Source organism: Flavobacterium pasteuri (genome assembly GCF_048286615.1).
Classification (GTDB): domain Bacteria; phylum Bacteroidota; class Bacteroidia; order Flavobacteriales; family Flavobacteriaceae; genus Flavobacterium.
Genome location: NZ_JBLVPN010000001.1, coordinates 559750 through 577290, shown reverse-complemented (window position 1 = coordinate 577290; position 17541 = coordinate 559750). Strand labels below are relative to the sequence as shown.

Below are 17541 nucleotides of genomic sequence, written 5' to 3'. Positions count from 1 at the left end.
AAAGTATAATTTATATGAGAACCTACAAAACAAAAAACAGTAGCAAAAACGTCTTTGCTACTGTTTAATATTTTAATTTTATCTAATAATCTGTATCGCTTTTTTAGGACGGGACATTATATTATAATGAGTTGCTACAATTTTCTTGTTGACTCTCTTTCTTTCAATTTTGTTTTAATAACAACCGTTTCATATGGAATATGCTCTTCTTTAGATTCTAATCTGTCAATGAGTAATTTAGCAGCCACTTCACCAATTTCAATTCCGTGCTGACTTACTGTAGTTAAACTTGGGGACAATCTACGGGAAGCTAGAATTCCATCAGCAAAACCAATGATAGAAATATCTTCCGGTACTTTATATCCTTTTTTAAGCGCAATACGCAAAGCCGCTACGGAATCATTTTCCTCAAGAGCAAAGATTCCGTCTATTTTGTTTTCAAATATATTTTTGATTTTATCTTTTAAGTCATCTTCAGAATCCGTTCTTAAAATAATATTGTTGTTTACAGCAATATTATTGTTTTCCAATGCTTTCAAATATCCATCAGCTCTTAATTTACCAACACTCAAGTTATCAATGGAGGACAACAAAGCAATATGCTTACATCCTAAATCAATTAAATGCTGAGTTGAATTTAAAGCCGAATCAAAATCATCAACAATTACTTTATCACAATCAACGCCGTCTGCAATTCGATCAAACATAACAATAGGAGTTCCATCATTAATGATTGCAGAGAAATGCTCGTAATCCTGGTTTTTTTGCGCTTCTTCGGAAACAGAAACAATAAATCCATCAATGGTTCCATTACTTAACATCTCCAGCGTATGGGCTTCTTTTTCTGATGATTCGTTAGAAATACACATAATAACGTTATACCCTTTTTCGTCTGCAATTTTTTCTATACCACTAAAAACTTTGGCAAAAAAAGAATTTAAAATATTTGGAATAATAACACCAATAGTCTTTGTTTTTCTGTTTTTAAGGTTCAGACCAATGACGTTAGGTTTGTAATTTTTAAGCTTCGCATATTCTTTAATCTTAATCTTCGTCTGCTCACTAATCTCTGGGCTATCGTTCAATGCTTTAGAAACTGTAGAAACAGAAACATTGAGTTCTTTAGCGATTTGTTTTAAAGTTGCTTTAGCTTTCATAAGGAGATATTTGAAGTAATTTTAATAATGTAAAAAAGTAACAAGATATGAATAAGCAGAATATTACCCACTTAAAAGACAAAAATAGCCAATAAAATGTAAAATTTGCTCCTAAAAAACAGAAATGTACAATAATATTAAATCAAAACGACAGCATATTGAGTTCAACTCATCAACAAGTACGAAACACAAATTCAATCTTAGAATATTATTTTAAATATCCATTTGATTATCAGAGTAAAAACAAGAAAAAAATATTCATTTAAGGTATTTGTATTTAAAATAATTAATTGTACTTTTGCAACCCCTTTATTGGGGACGGAATGTTTAATTAAAAATATATTATGGACGCATTAAGCTACAAGACACAATCAGCAAGCAAAGCCACCGTTACAAAAGAGTGGATTGTTGTAGATGCTGATGGTCACAACTTAGGTCGTCTTGCTTCAAAAGTCGCTATGATTTTGAGAGGTAAGTACAAACCAAGTTACACACCACACGTGGACTGCGGTGATAACGTAATCGTTATCAACTCAGAAAAAATCAACCTTACAGGTAACAAAATGGACGAGAAGACTTACATTCGTCACACAGGTTACCCAGGTGGTCAAAGAACTTTAACTGCTAAAGTATTGCAAGCTAAAAATCCTGCATTGTTAGTAGAGAAAGCTATTAAAGGGATGTTACCTAAAAATAAATTAGGAGCGGAGCTTTTTAGAAATTTAAATGTTGTTGTAGGATCAGAGCACAAACAAGGCGCTCAAAAACCTAAAACAGTTAACCTTAACGATCTTAAGTAATGGGAGTTATTCACAAAATCGGTAGAAGAAAAACCGCTGTTGCACGTGTTTATGTTTCAGAAGGAACAGGAGTAATCACTGTAAACAAAAAAGCATTCGAAACGTACTTCCCAACTGCAACTTTACAGTACAAAGTATTACAACCTATGTCTATGACAGAAAATGTAACAAACTTTGACGTAAAAGTTAACGTTTACGGAGGTGGTTCAACTGGTCAAGCAGAAGCTGTAAGAATGGCATTAGCACGCGTTATGTGTGAAGTAAATGCTGAAAACAGAGGGATATTGAAACCAGAAGGTTTATTGACAAGAGATCCAAGAATGGTTGAACGTAAGAAATTCGGTCAGAAGAAAGCTCGTAAGAGATTCCAATTCTCTAAACGTTAATATTACCTGTCTTGTTCAAATGGGACAAGACATCGTTCATTTATTATTGAATTTAAAAAAACAGTTGTTGTTGCTCTCCTACTGAGGTAGGAAATAGTTTAGCATCTAAATGTTTAAAGCCGAGAAATCGCCATTTATTCATTGCTAATCAACAGAACGTAAACTAGAACAAAATGGCAAACAAAGTAGAAGTAAAAGAATTACTAGAAGCAGGTGTTCACTTCGGACACATGACTAGAAAATGGGATCCAAACATGGCTCCTTACATTTATATGGAGCGTAATGGCATTCACATTATCAATCTATATAAAACTGCAGCAAAAATTGAAGAAGCGAATGACGCTTTGAAAAAAATAGCAGCATCAGGTAGAAAAATATTATTCGTTGCTACCAAAAAACAAGCAAAAGACATCGTTGCTGAAAAAGCAAAAGCTGCAAACATGCCTTACATCACTGAAAGATGGCCTGGTGGAATGCTAACTAACTTCGTAACTATCCGTAAAGCTGTAAAAAAAATGGCTACTATTGATAAAATGAAGAAAGATGGTACATTCATGACCCTTTCTAAAAAAGAGCGTTTGCAAGTTGACCGTCTTCGTGCTAAATTAGAGAAAAACTTAGGTTCAATCGCTGACATGTCAAGACTACCAGCTGCATTGTTCGTAGTTGATATCAAAGCGGAACATATCGCAATAAAAGAAGCTCAAAAATTAAACATTCCAGTTTTTGCAATGGTTGATACAAATTCTGATCCTCGTGAAGTAGAATATGTAATTCCTGCAAATGATGATGCTTCTAAATCAATTGATAAAATTTTATCTTTAGTTACAGCTGCAATTGTTGAAGGACTTTCTGATAGAGGTTCTGACAAAGAAACTGAAGCTACTGCTGAAGTTGTTGCCCCTACTACTGAAGCTGTAGAAGTAGTTCCTGCTGTAGAAGCTGCTGCTCCAACTGCAACTGAAGAATAAATAAACATTTAATTCCAAGTTTTAAATTCCTCTCCAAAAATAATTAGAAACAATATGTTGATAATTTAATAAAATTGGAAATTGGATTTAAAACTTGGAATTTTTTACTTTTAACCTTAAAAAATAATACAACATGGCAACAATTACTGCTGCAGACGTTAATAAATTAAGACAAACTACAGGTGCCGGAATGATGGACTGTAAAAAAGCTTTAGTTGAAGCTGAAGGAGATTTTGACAAAGCTATTCAAAACCTTAGAGAAAAAGGACAAAAAGTAGCTGCTAACCGTTCTGACCGTGAATCGTCTGAAGGAGCTGCTGTATCTTTTATTAATGCTGATAAAACTAAAGGAGCTATCATCACTTTAAACTGCGAAACAGATTTCGTGGGTAAAAATGAATCTTTCGTAACTTTAGCTAAAGAATTAGTTGAAAAAGCAATTAACTTCTCCTCTAAAGAAGAATTCTTAGCCTCAGATTTCAACGGAATGACTGTTGCTGAGAAATTGATCGAGCAAACTGGTGTTATCGGTGAAAAAATCGAAATTGGTGGTTTTGAAATTTTAGAAGGTGCTTTCGTTGGATCTTATGTTCACGTCAATAAAATTGCTGCATTAACGGCTATTTCTACTCCTGTTGCTAACGCAGAAGTTCTAACTAAAGATATCTCCATGCAAGTGGCTTCTATGGGAGCTGATACATTATCTTACAAAGATTTTGACCCATCTTTCGTTGATTCTGAACTTGCTGCTCGTATTGCTATCATCGAAAAAGAAAATGAAGAAGCAAAACGTTTAGGAAAAACATTGAAAAATGTTCCTAAATACATTTCTTTCTCTCAATTAACTGAAGAAGTTTTAAAACAAGCTGAAGAGGATGCTAAAGCTGAATTAAAAGCCGAAGGCAAACCAGAACAAATTTGGGATAAAATTATCCCTGGAAAAGTTCAACGTTTCATCTCTGACAACACTACTTTAGATCAAGAGAAAGCCTTATTAGATCAAAACTTCATCAAAGATGACAGTAAAAAAGTTAGCGATTATGTTAAAGGATTCAACGTTGAGATTACAGGTTTCAAAAGAGTTACTTTAGGATAATTTATTGCGAGGAACGAAAGCAATCACATTAGTGAATTTCACAACCCGAATTTATATAAAATCCCATCTTATTTGAAAAAATGAGATGGGATTTTTATTTTAGAAATAAAAAACTAAATTTGAATACTAATTATTTTTTATGTTTAAAACCAAAAAAGAACTTGTCTTTGTTATACTAGCCGGAATATTTATTACTAACGCTGTTACCGCAGAACTCATCGGTGGAAAACTAATACAGATAGGACCGTTTGTAATGAGTATCGGGATTTTACCTTGGCCAATTGTTTTCTTGACAACAGATTTAATCAATGAGTATTTTGGTGAAAAAGGAGTAAAAAAACTATCCCTAATTACAGCTGGATTGATTGCCTATTCCTTCCTTATTTTGCTTTTGGCTATAAGCATTCCCGCAGCAAAAGGAATAAGTCCGGTGAGTGACGCACAGTTTACTGCTGTTTTTGGCCAAAGCATGTGGATTATCGTGGGAAGTATTATTGCTTTTTTAGTTTCACAATTAATCGATGTGACTGTTTTTTGGTTTTTCAAAAATAAAACTGGAAATAATAAGATCTGGCTGAGAGCTACTGGTTCAACTATTATTTCTCAGTTATTCGACTCTTTTATTGTTTTAGGAATTGCTTTTTGGTTGCCCGGAAAAATAAATTTCGATACCTTTCTAACTTCAGCGCTTACGGGTTATACTTTTAAACTGGGTATTGCAATCCTATTGACCCCTTTAATTTATCTGGGTCACTATTTAATAAAAAACTATTTAGCCTCTGAACAGGAATAATTATGGAAGATAAAATAAGATGTGGTTGGTGTTCTTCGAGTAATTTGTACAAAAAATACCATGACGAAGAATGGGGTGTTCCCGTGTATGACGACGCTACTTTATATGAATTTTTGCTACTTGAAACGTTTCAAGCTGGACTCAGTTGGATTACCATCTTGAACAAAAGAGAAAATTTCAAAGCTGCTTTTGACCACTTTAATTATAAAAAAATTGCACAATATTCTGATGATAAAATCCTTGATTTATTGCAAGATGCGGGTATAATACGCAACAAACTTAAAGTCTATTCGGCAGTCACCAACGCACAAGCTTTCCTAAAAATCCAAGAAGAATTTGGTAGTTTTTCGCAATACATTTGGGCTTTTGTAAATCACACACCTGTTAACAACTTCCCAAGAAACTTAAAAGAAGTTCCTGCTACTTCACCAATTTCTGATGCTATAAGTAAGGATCTAAAAAAACGCGGATTCAAATTTGTAGGATCTACCGTTATGTATGCCTTCATGCAAGCCACAGGCATGGTCAATGATCATGTAGAAAATTGTTGGAAACGAAATTCATAATTTACAATTCATAATTCATAATTTTCATTATATTTGTTCCACACTTTAGGGGTGTCTACAACATTGTAGGCTGAGAATTACCCTCTGAACCTGATCTAGTTCATACTAGCGTAGGGAAAAGTAAGATGACTTCCGTGCATATTTATGTGCCATCGTAGCCATTCCTAAAGTATAACTGTATACTAAATTCAAAAGGAATGGAACTAAAAATCAACAACCAAACAAAACATTTTGCCGCAAAGAGCCTAACGGTTCAAGCACTTCTTGACTTGGAAATTCCCGAAAAACAAAACGGAATTGCCGTAGCCATTAACAATACTGTGATTCCACAATCCGATTGGAACTCTCACCTTATACAAGAAACCGACGACATTCTCATCATCTCTGCAACACAAGGAGGATAGTTTGGCTGCTCAGGCGGGCTATTCATTTCAAGTCCGCAGTTGCAATCCTATAAAACATAGTCTTAGTCAAAGCTTCCTTACGGTCGCTTCACTAATCCTTGTTTTATTTGGCTTTCCACTTTACGAGCTTTCCATTTCTATCCCTAGCAGAAGACAAACACTAATCAAAACATAAACTACTGAACAATGAATAACGAAGAAAAAATATCAAGAACTCCTTTCCCAAACTCTACAAAAATTTACGTAGACGGAATCCTTCATCCCATAAAAGTAGCGATGCGAGAAATTGCATTGGCAGATACTAAAATGTCAAACGGACGAATAGAAAAAAACCCGCCAGTAACCGTTTACGATACTTCGGGTCCATTTACCGACCCAAATATTGAAATCGACATTCGAAAAGGATTGCCACGTATTCGCGAACAATGGATTTTGGACCGTAATGATGTGGAAGAATTAACTGAAATCTCATCTGAATATGGAAAAAAACGTTTGCATGACGAAAGACTAAACGAATTGCGTTTTGAATATTTACACAAACCAATGCGTGCCAAAAAAGGAGCCAATGTATCTCAATTGTATTATGCAAAACAAGGAATCATCACTCCCGAAATGGAATACATTGCCATTCGTGAAAACCAACGCTTGGAGCTAATAAACGAACAAACCAAAGCCATGCAATGCCAACACGATGGAAATAGTTGGGGTGCAAACACTCCCTCCTTTTCGGGGAGGGCTGGGGTGGGGAAAATCACACCTGAATTTGTACGTAGCGAAGTTGCCAGAGGCCGTGCCATTATTCCGAATAACATCAACCATCCAGAAAGCGAACCGATGATTGTGGGACGTAACTTCTTGGTGAAAATTAATGCGAATATCGGGAACAGCGCCGTAACCTCAACTATCGAAGAAGAAGTAGAAAAAGCAGTCTGGGCTTGTCGTTGGGGAGCTGACACGATTATGGATTTATCAACAGGTAAAAACATTCACGAAACCAGAGAATGGATTATCCGAAATTCTCCAGTACCTATAGGAACGGTACCCATTTACCAAGCGCTAGAAAAAGTAAATGGCGTGGCCGAGGATCTCACTTGGGAAATCTATCGTGATACATTGATAGAACAAGCCGAACAAGGTGTTTCTTATTTCACTATTCATGCCGGCGTTTTATTGCGTTACATTCATTTAACTGCGGAACGCGTTACTGGTATTGTTTCCCGTGGTGGCTCTATCATGGCAAAATGGTGTCTGTATCACCACAAAGAAAACTTTCTTTACACACATTTTGAAGATATTTGCGAAATCATGAAACAATATGATGTAGCCTTTTCACTAGGAGACGGTTTGCGCCCAGGTTCTATTGCCGATGCTAATGATTCGGCTCAGTTTGCCGAATTAGAAACCCTTGGCGAACTGACAAAAATAGCTTGGAAACACGATGTTCAGGTATTTATTGAAGGTCCTGGTCACGTACCAATGCACATGATTAAGGAAAACATGGACAAACAATTAGAACATTGTGATGAAGCGCCATTTTATACTTTAGGACCATTAACAACTGATATCGCTCCAGGTTATGACCACATTACTTCTGCGATTGGAGCAGCAATGATTGGCTGGTATGGCTGTGCGATGTTGTGTTATGTTACGCCAAAAGAACACTTGGGCTTACCTAACAAAAAGGACGTAAAAGACGGAGTGATCACCTATAAAATTGCGGCTCACGCTGCCGATTTAGCCAAAGGACATCCCGGTTCACAATATCGTGACAATGCCTTGAGCAAAGCCCGTTTCGAATTCCGCTGGGAAGACCAGTTCAATTTATCGTTAGATCCAGACACAGCCCGTGAATTTCACGATGAAACTTTACCTGCTGATGGTGCAAAAATCGCTCATTTTTGCTCTATGTGTGGACCAAAATTTTGTTCTATGAAGATCTCACAAGAAATTCGTGATGTTGCCGAAGCCGAAAAAGGAATGGCAGCCAAATCAGAAGAGTTTATTGAACAAGGGAAAGAAATTTACATTTAAAACTACTAACCTGCAAGGTTTATAAAACCTTGTAGGTTTCTTTCAACAACCAAATTAATACTTTCAAGGTCAAAAAAGATCTTTTAGGAAATTCAGAACTATGATTATAATTTCTAGCCCAACTCCACAAGTCGGTGAAATCGAAACAATTCATTCTCTTTTTGAGAATGGACTGGAGATGCTTCATGTTCGAAAACCAGAATTTACTAAACTCGAGATGAAAGTTTTTGTTTCAGCAATTAGACCAGAATATAGAAACCTACTTTCATTGCACAATCATCATCAATTGGCAGAAGAAGTTGGAATTAATCGCATTCATTTTACAGAAAAAAAACGAAATGAAACATCCGAATATTGTTTGAAGGATTGGAAAGAACGAGGATTTAAACTCTCTACTTCCATTCACAGTATGAGTGACTTTGAAAAATTATCTAATGTTTTTGATTACGCATTTTTTGGACCCGTTTTCGAAAGTATTTCTAAACCAAAGTACGTTTCAGATATTGATTTTGAAAAAGAATTAAAACAAAGAAATAACAACAAAACTACATTAATTGCCCTTGGAGGAGTTACATCTGAGAGAATCAAAACTGCATTGAATTATGGTTTTGATGATGTGGCGCTTTTAGGTACCATTTGGAACAGCAACAACCCAATAGAAAATTATAAACTATGTCAGCAAATCGCCCTTTCGTATTAACAATTGCGGGTTTTGATCCTTCTGGAGGCGCAGGGATTCTGGCAGATGCGAAAACATTTGAGCAGCATCATGTATATGGATTTGCAGTGAATACAGGCAATACCATTCAAACTGAAAATGAGTTCTTCGAAATACAATGGACTGACTTAGATTTTGTTTTGAAATCCTTAGAAAAATTGTTCGAAAATCACACTATTAAAGCCGTCAAAATTGGAATTATTCCTTCATTAAATTATTTAAGAGAAATTGTTTGGGTAGTGAAAAAGCTTTCGCCAAAAACAAAAATCGTTTGGGATACCGTTCTGAAATCCACTACTGAATTCGATTTTATAAACATCAAAAACCAAGCTTTTTTGATTGAAATATTGAAGGAAGTTGATTTGATAACGCCCAATTACGATGAGATTTTACAACTGTCTTCGGAAGAAATTAATGCAGAAACAATTGCAAAAAACCTTTCGGAATATTGCGCGGTTTTACTAAAAGGAGGGCATAATCCGCACGAAATAGGTATTGATTATTTATATACCGGAAATGAAATCTTAAGGCTTGTGCCAAATAGCACTTTAGCTTACGGAAAACATGGCTCTGGCTGCGTATTATCATCCGCTATTACTGCCAATTTAGCCTTAGGACAAGACCTAAAAACAGCATGTAGCAACGCCAAAAAATATATAGAAACCTATTTACAATCGAACCAAACCAAATTAGGATACCATTATGAATAACCAATTACAATATATTTCGCAAGGAAACACTGTCGAAGAACAAGTATACAACATCCACAAAGCATTGGATAATGGTTGCGAATGGATACAAATGAGATTCAAAAAAAATTATTCAGATGATGCTTTCACTTTGGCGGAAGCCGTAAAAATGTTATGCAAAGAATATTTAGCCACTTTTATCATCAATGACAACGTCTATTTAGCAAAACAATTGGATGCGGATGGAGTTCATTTAGGTTTGAGTGACATGAGCGTTGAAGAAGCAAGACTCATTTTAGGAAACAGAAAAATCATTGGAGGCACCGCCAACACTTTTGAAGATGTGCTACAAAGAACAGCCGAGAATTGTGATTATATTGGTTTGGGTCCATTCCAATTTACAACTACCAAACAAAATTTAAGTCCAATTCTAGGACTGGAAGGATATCGATCGATTATCGAACAAATGAAGGCGAAAAATATCCAAATCCCCATTTATGCCATTGGAGGAATCACACTTGAAAATGTAGAAAGTCTAATGAAAACTGGAATTCACGGCATAGCCGTTTCCAGTTTGATTACACAAACCGAAAACGCAATACAACTTATCAATCAACTTAACGACAAATTATATGTTACCATTTAAAATAGGAGATAAAATCCTTGAATCCCGCTTATTTTTAGGGACAGGAAAATTTGGTTCAAATCAACAAATGGAAGAGGCCATTTTAGCATCCGGGAGTGAGTTAGTTACTGTCGCACTAAAACGTATCGATTTAGAAACCGAGACAGATGCTATTTTAGCACATCTTAAACACCCGAAAATTAATTTATTACCCAATACCTCTGGAGCAAGAACTGCTAAAGAAGCCATTTTTGCAGCACAATTAGCCCGCGAGGCATTAGAAACCAATTGGCTAAAACTCGAAATTCATCCTGATCCAAAATATTTACTACCTGATGCGATTGAAACCTTAAAAGCTACAGAGACATTAGCCAAATTAGGATTTATCATTTTGCCTTACATTCATGCGGACCCGGTTTTATGCAAACGTTTGGAAGATGCAGGAACTGCAGCGGTCATGCCTTTGGGCTCACCGATTGGCAGCAACAAAGGATTAAAAACTATCGATTTTTTAGAAATCATTATCGAACAAAGTAGAGTTCCAGTAATTATTGATGCAGGAATTGGCGCTCCTTCTGATGCTGCAAAAGCAATGGAACTTGGAGCTGATGCGGTTTTGATAAATACAGCGATTGCCGTGGCAGGAAATCCAATACTGATGGCAGAAGCTTTCAGAGAAGCTGTTATTGCAGGCCGAAAAGCCTACGAAGCGCAAATAGCACAAAAGGTTAATCGTGCAATAGCTTCAAGTCCTTTGACAGCGTTTTTATACGAATAATTACCAAAACTTAACCACAAAGCACACAAAGAAAGCACTGAGAACACTAAACTTTGTGAACTTCGCGCCTTCTTTGTGCAACTTGTGGTTAAAAACAAAAAACAATGAAAACATTTAAATCGGTTTTTGACAACTACGATTGGAATACCATCAAAACAAAAATATATAGCACAACAACAGTAGAAGTCGAACAGGCGTTAGCCAAAAATAAGCGCAGTCTCGATGATTTTCTAGCTTTACTTTCACCTGCTGCCCAACCCTATTTAGAGCAAATGGCGCAACAAGCCCATGAATTAACTAAAAAAAGATTCGGAAAAACGATTCAGATGTATGCTCCTTTGTATTTAAGTAATGAATGTCAGAACATTTGCACGTATTGTGGTTTTAGTTTAGATAACAAAATCAAGCGAAAAACACTTACCGAAAGTGAAATTACGCTAGAAATTGAGGTCTTAAAAAAAGCGGGATTTGATCACGTTTTGTTGGTGACTGGCGAAGCAAATCATACCGTAAACATTCATTATTTTCTGAGGACAATTGCTCAAATAAAAAATGACTTTTCCACCATTTCAGCCGAAGTGCAACCCTTGTCAACAGAAGAATACGAGCAATTACATGATGCTGGTGTCTATTCGATTTTAGTATACCAAGAAACGTATCATCGTGATGTTTATAAGCAATACCACACAAAAGGAAAAAAATCGAATTTCGATTTTCGCTTAGAAACGCCGGACCGAGTAGGAACTGCAGGTATTCATAAAATTGGATTGGGTGTTTTGTTAGGATTGGAAGATTGGCGTACGGACAGTTTTTTCAATGCCTTGCATTTAGATTATTTACAAAAAACGTATTGGCAAACTAAATATGCGGTTTCTTTCCCCAGATTACGACCAGCAGAAGGAGTTATTGAGCCCAACTTTATCATGGATGATACTGATTTGACCCAACTCATTTGCGCCTACCGTTTGTGGAATGAAGATTTAGAAATCTCCATGTCAACCCGTGAAAATGAAAAATTTCGTGATAATATTATTCCTATTGGTATTACCAGTATGAGTGCCGGTTCTAAAACTAATCCTGGCGGTTATGTTGTTGATCCGCAATCATTGGAACAATTTGAAATCAGTGACGAACGATCGGCTGCTGAGATTGCAAAAGTCATTTCTAGTAAAGGATACGAACCCGTTTGGAAAGACTGGGACAGAAGTTACACGAATATAGATTAACATTTTAGAATACAGAATTATGAGTATTATTCAGGATTTTTTACGCTATAACCGACAAATGATGTTACCGGAAATAGGTGATTCAGGACAGGAAAAACTCAAGAAAGCTAGAGTTCTAGTGATTGGTGCAGGTGGATTAGGGTGCCCTATTTTACAATATATAGCAACGGCCGGAATTGGGACCATAGGAATTGTAGATTTTGACACAATAGAATTACACAATCTGCACCGCCAAATTCTATATACTGAGGAGTACGTTGATCAATCAAAAGCAATTACTGCAAAATTGGTTTTAGAAACTTTAAATCCTTTGATTAAAGTTATTGCCTTTGAAGAAAAACTAACTATGGAAAACGCCACACAAATCATCATGAATTTTGATGTAGTTGTTGATGGGAGCGATAATTTTGCAACTCGTTATTTAGTAAACGATACTTGTGTGATGTTAGGTAAATCCTTAGTCTACGGCAGTATTTTAAACTTTGAGGGTCAAATGACGGTTTTTAATCATAATGGAAATAAAAACCTTCGTGACTTATTCCCTGAAGCACCAAATCCAAAAGATGTTCCCAATTGTAATTTGAATGGCGTACTGGGTACGCTTCCGGGGATGATTGGCACAATGATGGCGCATGAAACTTTAAAGCTGATTATGGATTTACCAACATTGGAAAATGAATTGATTCTTTTTAATACACTGAATTGGAGTTTTAAGAAACTGAAGTTTTAAATGCTAATTACTTTTCAATATTTCAATAAAATCGGTTCTTTCAATTTCTCTACAACCCAAACTTTCTAAATGTGGATTATAAACTTGGCAATCCAATAGCTTGTAATTTTCTTTTTTTAATTGGTTTACCAAAGTAATGAAAGCCACTTTAGAAGCATTCGAAACTTTTGAAAACATACTTTCACCACAAAAAATATGACCCAAATCGATTCCGTATAAACCGCCAACCAAAACCTCATCTTGCCAAACTTCAACTGATTTTGCAATGCCTAATTCATGTAGTTTACAATAGGCTTCAATCATGTCATTGGTAATCCAAGTACCATTTTGACCGTCTCGTTTTATGTTTTGACAATGCAAAATTACGTCCCTAAAATTTTGATTAAATGTAACCTTGAAAATATTTCTATTGAGAATGTTGCGCATACTCTTGGATACAATCAATTCACCCAGAAACAAAACCATTCTGGGATTAGGCGACCACCATGTAATAGGTTCACCATCTTCAAACCATGGAAAAATCCCATTCCTATAGGCAAGCTGTAAACGATCAGTCGACAAATCTCCTCCAAGAGCAAGAATACCTGTAGAATTAGTCTGAGAAACGGGTGGAAAAAATAATGCTGTAGTTAAATAATACATTCTTTATCAAAAAATAAAACCCGACAGTGTTTTGAATACCTGTCGGGTTTGTTTTACTATATCAATCGAAAATCAAATGATTAGAAAGGTAAATCGTCTGCTTCTTCTTCATTTAAGTTTGTTGCTGGTGCAAATGCTTCAGCAGCTGGCATTGGAGGCATTTGCGCAGCTGAAGGAGCTTCAGCTTGTAATTTACCTATTCTCCACCCTTGGATAGTATTAAAATAAACCGTTTCCCCTTGAGGATTTGTCCATTCTCTACCTCTTAAATTAATATCAATTTTCACAGGCTCACCTACTTGAAAACCGTTCAATAAGTCACATTTATCCTGAACAAACTGAACTAGAATATGTTGTGGATATTGCTCATCAGTTGTAACTACAACATCTCTTTTTTTGAAACCTCCAGATCCAACTTCCTTAGTTTGATCGATCATTTTAATTTTTCCTGTAACTTCCATCTTCTATGTTTTAATTGTTTTGCTCTATTTTTTTCTTTCTGCTAAAAGTACTTTCCATGCCGAAAACACATCATTACTATCTAAATATTTTTTAGCTTCTAAGTGTACTTTTAACTCATCATCGGAGCTTAAAACTCCTTTTACCGCGAAATTTTGTTTTACAAATATACTAACTTCTTCCTTGGTAGGCAAGGCTTCAATATTGCCTAAAATTCCTAAATCATTCCCATCAAAAACAGGACTTTCTTTTATAAAATCAGGAATAGCATCCACCCCAATTCCTAATGTGGATAATGGTTTTGGTACTTCAAAAAGACCTTGATTCGACCTGGAATACCAATTGCCGCCTAATCTGGAAACTAGATCAATCTTATGTTGATCAATCGCTCCGTTTTCGTCTAAAATAGATTCGTCAATATGAATGCGCACTACTTCACAAAATACTAAATTTCCGGCTCCTCCTTCAGTTCCCAATGGAATAATCTGAGTGACTTTGCATTCAAATTGAACGGGGGATTCTTTTACCCTAAAAGGCTTTACAACCTCTGAAGCAATTGGCGTCAAGCCAGATTTTATAAACTCATCTACTCCATCAGCATATTCCGTACTGGCCAGAGACGTTTGCTGCACTATATTATAATTTACCACATTAATCACCACTTCGCGAGTCGCTTCGGCATTGATTAAGGTGTGTTTTATCGAATTATCACGAACGCGTCTTGCTGGTGAAAATATCAGAATCGGAGGATTAGCACTGAACACATTGAAGAAACTAAAAGGCGATAAATTAGGATTCCCTTTAGCATCCATCGTACTGGCAAAAGCGATAGGCCTTGGCCCAACAGAACTTTGCAAATACCCTTGCAGTTTTGCTGTTTCGATACTTTTAGGATCAATAGTAATCATACGTTTTTAATTTATTGCTTAAAGATACAAAAGTAGACAAATGAATTAAGTCTAAGAAGTAGTAACCCTAAATTAGAGTAAAATAAAGATTTGATTTGTCTAAAAAAATTCTTTCCTTAAAACTAAAATACAGAAGCATTTATTTCGTTATATTTATACCTCTAAATTATATTTATGCAGTTTTCTGAAAGAAGAAATACGACTCGTTGGGTTATTATTTTCGCATCCTTTTTTATCATTTCATTAATTCTCTGGAACACTTATACTTTTTTTCAAATCTTCAAAAATGAAGAACGTTTAAAAATGAACCTTTGGGCAAAAGCTCAAAAAACGCTCAATAATGCCGGTGAAAATACCGATGTAGAACTTCCCCTTCAGATTTTCAGTAACAATACTTCCATTCCTATTATCGTTACGGAGAATGACCGTATCATAAACACTGTGAACATTGACGATGCAATTGTAAAAAATGAGCTCAAAGCCAAGGATTTTTTATCTAAATTAAAAAGCGAAAATGAACCAATAGTCATTGAATATGTACCAGGTAAATTTCAAAATTTATATTACGGTAATTCCGCATTACTAAATAAACTGAAATATTATCCTGTTGCTTTAGTGCTTATCATTGTACTTTTTGGAGCACTCGTTTACAATTTTTACAGAAGCACGAAAATGGCTACGCAAAATAAACTTTGGGCGGGAATGGCAAAAGAAACGGCACATCAGATAGGAACTCCGCTTTCTTCCTTGATTGGCTGGGTCGAACTCTTGAAATCTGAAAATGTGGACGAAAGCATCACTTTCGAAATTGAAAAAGACATTGAACGTTTACAAACCATAACCGATCGTTTCTCTAAAATAGGTTCAGAACCAAAATTAGAAAATAAAGACATCGTAGCAGAAACCTTTCAATCCTACGACTATTTACAATCCCGATTTTCGAAACAAATTGAATTTTCATTCAAGGCACCAAAATCACCTATCATTGTTTCTTTGAATCCTACTTTACACAGTTGGACCATTGAAAATCTTGTAAAAAATGCCATCGACGCTATGAAAGGAAAAGGGAAATTAGCACTTGAAATTGAACAAGAAGGTGATTCTGTAAAAATAAACGTTACCGATACTGGAAGCGGAATTCAAAAAAACCAATTCAAAAGCATCTTTGAACCAGGATTTACAACTAAAAAACGCGGTTGGGGATTAGGCCTTTCATTGACTAAAAGAATCGTGGAAGAATACCATAAAGGAACCATAAAAGTGTTAAATTCCGAGATTGGAAAAGGAACAACGATGCAAGTCAGTTTTAAAAAAAGCAATTTAGTTTAACGGAACACCAAACCAAGTAACTTTTGAAAACATTGTTTTTCTGACTATTTTAGACTTACTCAAATAATTTTTCACAAACAAGGAATGTTCTTCAGCTTGTGCCAGAGCTGCTCCAATCGATTTTTTAATCGATGCTACATTAGATGCATTTTTGCCGCCAACTGATCCCACGCTGTATATATCGTTTTGGCATTTCACCAGCTGTTCTCTTGGCGTTTCGATCATATTGCTAATTTCATCATCTGATAAAGCAGGCTTGAACTTATTGTTTCGATAATAAATAAAATCATTCAGTTGAACAACTGCCTGATTCATTTCATTCACAATGGAATTCAATTTCTCAATATTTGTATTGTGTCTTAAATAGGTCAATTGTTGCTTTTTCCCTTCATAGCGTTCGAGAATCATAGCATTTTTCAAGCCGTTTTTCTCTATTCTTTCTGCCGAAGCAAATAATTGATCAGCTTCAGACATGGCGCTGTTTTTATTGATTTCTTTCTCAAAATCAAAGTATTTTTTGGTTTTATTGATTTGGATTTTCCCTTCATAAAATTCACCATTGGTTATAGGATAATTCGAAAATTGCCATAAATAATCAAATGAAATGTGTGAAGCAATTATTTTAGCGGGCTCAGCCTTACAATAATAGTTGTTTATTTTTTTATAAAATCTCCCGTTATTGACATAACCAGAACCCCAAGTTGGATCAAATATATACCATTTTTTATCAATTTTTGCGGCTATCCAAGCGTGAGCCAAATCGCTTACTTTTCCGTTTTGCTTTGTATACCCATCAATTATATAGGATTGAATTCCTGTTTTTTGCGAAAGCTCATTAAAAACAACAGCATAATGAATACAAACCCCTTTTTTGGTTTTTAACGTCCTTGCGATTTTTTCCTGTTCGGTTTCATTGAAATTTACGGCAAACATATTAGCAACCTCATAGCTGATATTCGATGCGGTCCAGTAAAAAACAGCTCTGATTTTATCTGTTTCTGTTTTGAAATTACTATTGATATATTTGGCAATTGCATCGGTAGAAGTAGTTGAACTAGCAGGAATAACAGCCATTTTAGCATCAACCAAAGAATAACCTGTGTTGACTTGTCCAAAACTCAGAAACGAGATAAAGAAAAAAAGTACTAAATAAATATTTTTCATAATAATAATGTAGGCTCAAAAATTAAAAGGGGATAGGTTTTCACCTATCCCTTTCTAAACTAAAACCAT

Annotated in this window: 20 protein-coding genes and 1 riboswitch; of the genes, 15 read left to right on the top strand and 5 right to left on the bottom strand. The window is 35.4% G+C overall.

The genetic code is table 11. The annotated features are described in order from the left end of the window. Positions 1–134: 134 nt before the first annotated feature. Positions 135–1157: a LacI family DNA-binding transcriptional regulator gene (locus ACNQF6_RS02680; RefSeq protein WP_417962971.1), complete on the bottom strand. Its 1023-nt coding sequence runs from the start codon at positions 1155–1157 to the stop codon at positions 135–137. 344 nt (positions 1158–1501) lie between these two features. Here ACNQF6_RS02680 and rplM point away from each other — a divergent pair, with 344 nt between their 5' ends. From rplM to ACNQF6_RS02610, 14 genes are all read left to right on the top strand, one after another. Beyond that, positions 1502–1957 carry a 50S ribosomal protein L13 gene (gene rplM / locus ACNQF6_RS02675; protein ID WP_073204674.1) on the top strand — a complete coding sequence of 152 codons (456 nt, stop codon included), beginning with the start codon at positions 1502–1504 and terminating at the stop codon, positions 1955–1957. Further along, entirely contained in the window at positions 1957–2343 is a 387-nt protein-coding gene (gene rpsI / locus ACNQF6_RS02670) for a 30S ribosomal protein S9 (RefSeq protein WP_039108715.1), read from the top strand. Before rplM ends, rpsI begins: the two co-directional genes overlap by 1 nt. 173 nt (positions 2344–2516) lie before the next feature. Next, positions 2517–3314, top strand: a complete 798-nt coding sequence (gene rpsB / locus ACNQF6_RS02665) for a 30S ribosomal protein S2 (protein ID WP_417962968.1) — start codon at positions 2517–2519, stop codon at positions 3312–3314. 133 nt (positions 3315–3447) lie between these two features. Continuing rightward, positions 3448–4410: a translation elongation factor Ts gene (gene tsf / locus ACNQF6_RS02660; RefSeq protein ID WP_417962966.1), complete on the top strand. Its 963-nt coding sequence runs from the start codon at positions 3448–3450 to the stop codon at positions 4408–4410. 139 nt (positions 4411–4549) lie between these two features. After that, positions 4550–5203 (top strand): queuosine precursor transporter, encoded by a 654-nt coding sequence (locus tag ACNQF6_RS02655; protein ID WP_417962964.1) that lies wholly within the window; start codon positions 4550–4552, stop codon positions 5201–5203. A 2-nt stretch (positions 5204–5205) separates the two neighbouring features. After that, the gene (locus ACNQF6_RS02650; RefSeq protein ID WP_417962962.1) at positions 5206–5769 is read left to right on the top strand and encodes a DNA-3-methyladenine glycosylase I; all 564 of its coding nucleotides are present in this window, start codon (positions 5206–5208) and stop codon (positions 5767–5769) included. Positions 5770–5806: 37 nt separating this feature from the next. Beyond that, positions 5807–5903: riboswitch (TPP riboswitch) on the top strand. Positions 5904–5966: 63 nt separating this feature from the next. Next, positions 5967–6173, top strand: a complete 207-nt coding sequence (gene thiS, locus ACNQF6_RS02645) for a sulfur carrier protein ThiS (RefSeq protein WP_417962960.1) — start codon at positions 5967–5969, stop codon at positions 6171–6173. Between the two features lie 186 nt (positions 6174–6359). Continuing rightward, positions 6360–8204, top strand: a complete 1845-nt coding sequence (gene thiC, locus ACNQF6_RS02640) for a phosphomethylpyrimidine synthase ThiC (RefSeq protein WP_417962958.1) — start codon at positions 6360–6362, stop codon at positions 8202–8204. Between the two features lie 100 nt (positions 8205–8304). Then, positions 8305–8904, top strand: a complete 600-nt coding sequence (locus ACNQF6_RS02635; protein ID WP_417962956.1) for a thiamine phosphate synthase — start codon at positions 8305–8307, stop codon at positions 8902–8904. After that, entirely contained in the window at positions 8877–9632 is a 756-nt protein-coding gene (locus tag ACNQF6_RS02630; RefSeq protein WP_417962954.1) for a hydroxymethylpyrimidine/phosphomethylpyrimidine kinase, read from the top strand. The genes ACNQF6_RS02635 and ACNQF6_RS02630 overlap by 28 nt, the downstream gene beginning before the upstream one ends. Beyond that, positions 9625–10257, top strand: coding sequence for a thiamine phosphate synthase (locus ACNQF6_RS02625; protein ID WP_417962952.1), 633 nt, complete (start codon positions 9625–9627; stop codon positions 10255–10257). Before ACNQF6_RS02630 ends, ACNQF6_RS02625 begins: the two co-directional genes overlap by 8 nt. Then, complete coding sequence (locus tag ACNQF6_RS02620) at positions 10244–11014, top strand: thiazole synthase (protein ID WP_417962951.1); 771 nt, start codon at positions 10244–10246, stop codon at positions 11012–11014. The genes ACNQF6_RS02625 and ACNQF6_RS02620 overlap by 14 nt, the downstream gene beginning before the upstream one ends. A gap of 104 nt (positions 11015–11118) precedes the next feature. Next, positions 11119–12240 carry a 2-iminoacetate synthase ThiH gene (thiH, locus tag ACNQF6_RS02615; RefSeq protein ID WP_417962949.1) on the top strand — a complete coding sequence of 374 codons (1122 nt, stop codon included), beginning with the start codon at positions 11119–11121 and terminating at the stop codon, positions 12238–12240. A 19-nt stretch (positions 12241–12259) separates the two neighbouring features. Continuing rightward, complete coding sequence (locus ACNQF6_RS02610) at positions 12260–12970, top strand: HesA/MoeB/ThiF family protein (protein WP_417962947.1); 711 nt, start codon at positions 12260–12262, stop codon at positions 12968–12970. A 3-nt stretch (positions 12971–12973) separates the two neighbouring features. Here the strand turns inward: ACNQF6_RS02610 and aat are convergent, their stop codons facing one another. The 3 genes from aat to ACNQF6_RS02595 all read right to left on the bottom strand — a co-directional run bounded on the left by aat (position 12974) and on the right by ACNQF6_RS02595 (position 14979). Next, positions 12974–13612, bottom strand: a complete 639-nt coding sequence (gene aat, locus ACNQF6_RS02605; RefSeq protein ID WP_417962945.1) for a leucyl/phenylalanyl-tRNA--protein transferase — start codon at positions 13610–13612, stop codon at positions 12974–12976. Between the two features lie 80 nt (positions 13613–13692). Then, positions 13693–14073 carry a DUF3127 domain-containing protein gene (locus ACNQF6_RS02600; RefSeq protein ID WP_099714265.1) on the bottom strand — a complete coding sequence of 127 codons (381 nt, stop codon included), beginning with the start codon at positions 14071–14073 and terminating at the stop codon, positions 13693–13695. Positions 14074–14097: 24 nt separating this feature from the next. Then, complete coding sequence (locus tag ACNQF6_RS02595) at positions 14098–14979, bottom strand: flavin reductase family protein (protein WP_417962943.1); 882 nt, start codon at positions 14977–14979, stop codon at positions 14098–14100. A 174-nt stretch (positions 14980–15153) separates the two neighbouring features. Between ACNQF6_RS02595 and ACNQF6_RS02590 the strand changes: the two genes are divergently transcribed. Continuing rightward, complete coding sequence (locus ACNQF6_RS02590; RefSeq protein ID WP_417962941.1) at positions 15154–16308, top strand: sensor histidine kinase; 1155 nt, start codon at positions 15154–15156, stop codon at positions 16306–16308. Here the strand turns inward: ACNQF6_RS02590 and ACNQF6_RS02585 are convergent. Then, positions 16300–17472, bottom strand: coding sequence for a transglutaminase domain-containing protein (locus ACNQF6_RS02585; RefSeq protein ID WP_417962939.1), 1173 nt, complete (start codon positions 17470–17472; stop codon positions 16300–16302). The two genes, ACNQF6_RS02590 and ACNQF6_RS02585, sit on opposite strands and share 9 nt — an antisense overlap. Positions 17473–17541: the final 69 nt, after the last annotated feature.

What these genes read in the sequence shown, in the direction of transcription:
- ACNQF6_RS02620 (WP_417962951.1), top strand. Translation starts at nt 10,244, where the DNA reads ATGTTACCATTTAAAATAGGAGATAAAATCCTTGAATCCCGCTTATTT.
- aat (WP_417962945.1), bottom strand. Translation starts at nt 13,612, where the DNA reads ATGTATTATTTAACTACAGCATTATTTTTTCCACCCGTTTCTCAGACT.
- ACNQF6_RS02625 (WP_417962952.1), top strand. Translation starts at nt 9,625, where the DNA reads ATGAATAACCAATTACAATATATTTCGCAAGGAAACACTGTCGAAGAA.
- ACNQF6_RS02655 (WP_417962964.1), top strand. Translation starts at nt 4,550, where the DNA reads ATGTTTAAAACCAAAAAAGAACTTGTCTTTGTTATACTAGCCGGAATA.
- rplM (WP_073204674.1), top strand. Translation starts at nt 1,502, where the DNA reads ATGGACGCATTAAGCTACAAGACACAATCAGCAAGCAAAGCCACCGTT.
- rpsI (WP_039108715.1), top strand. Translation starts at nt 1,957, where the DNA reads ATGGGAGTTATTCACAAAATCGGTAGAAGAAAAACCGCTGTTGCACGT.
- tsf (WP_417962966.1), top strand. Translation starts at nt 3,448, where the DNA reads ATGGCAACAATTACTGCTGCAGACGTTAATAAATTAAGACAAACTACA.
- ACNQF6_RS02635 (WP_417962956.1), top strand. Translation starts at nt 8,305, where the DNA reads ATGATTATAATTTCTAGCCCAACTCCACAAGTCGGTGAAATCGAAACA.
- rpsB (WP_417962968.1), top strand. Translation starts at nt 2,517, where the DNA reads ATGGCAAACAAAGTAGAAGTAAAAGAATTACTAGAAGCAGGTGTTCAC.
- ACNQF6_RS02590 (WP_417962941.1), top strand. Translation starts at nt 15,154, where the DNA reads ATGCAGTTTTCTGAAAGAAGAAATACGACTCGTTGGGTTATTATTTTC.
- ACNQF6_RS02595 (WP_417962943.1), bottom strand. Translation starts at nt 14,979, where the DNA reads ATGATTACTATTGATCCTAAAAGTATCGAAACAGCAAAACTGCAAGGG.
- ACNQF6_RS02610 (WP_417962947.1), top strand. Translation starts at nt 12,260, where the DNA reads ATGAGTATTATTCAGGATTTTTTACGCTATAACCGACAAATGATGTTA.
- thiC (WP_417962958.1), top strand. Translation starts at nt 6,360, where the DNA reads ATGAATAACGAAGAAAAAATATCAAGAACTCCTTTCCCAAACTCTACA.
- ACNQF6_RS02585 (WP_417962939.1), bottom strand. Translation starts at nt 17,472, where the DNA reads ATGAAAAATATTTATTTAGTACTTTTTTTCTTTATCTCGTTTCTGAGT.
- ACNQF6_RS02600 (WP_099714265.1), bottom strand. Translation starts at nt 14,073, where the DNA reads ATGGAAGTTACAGGAAAAATTAAAATGATCGATCAAACTAAGGAAGTT.
- ACNQF6_RS02680 (WP_417962971.1), bottom strand. Translation starts at nt 1,157, where the DNA reads ATGAAAGCTAAAGCAACTTTAAAACAAATCGCTAAAGAACTCAATGTT.
- thiS (WP_417962960.1), top strand. Translation starts at nt 5,967, where the DNA reads ATGGAACTAAAAATCAACAACCAAACAAAACATTTTGCCGCAAAGAGC.
- thiH (WP_417962949.1), top strand. Translation starts at nt 11,119, where the DNA reads ATGAAAACATTTAAATCGGTTTTTGACAACTACGATTGGAATACCATC.
- ACNQF6_RS02630 (WP_417962954.1), top strand. Translation starts at nt 8,877, where the DNA reads ATGTCAGCAAATCGCCCTTTCGTATTAACAATTGCGGGTTTTGATCCT.
- ACNQF6_RS02650 (WP_417962962.1), top strand. Translation starts at nt 5,206, where the DNA reads ATGGAAGATAAAATAAGATGTGGTTGGTGTTCTTCGAGTAATTTGTAC.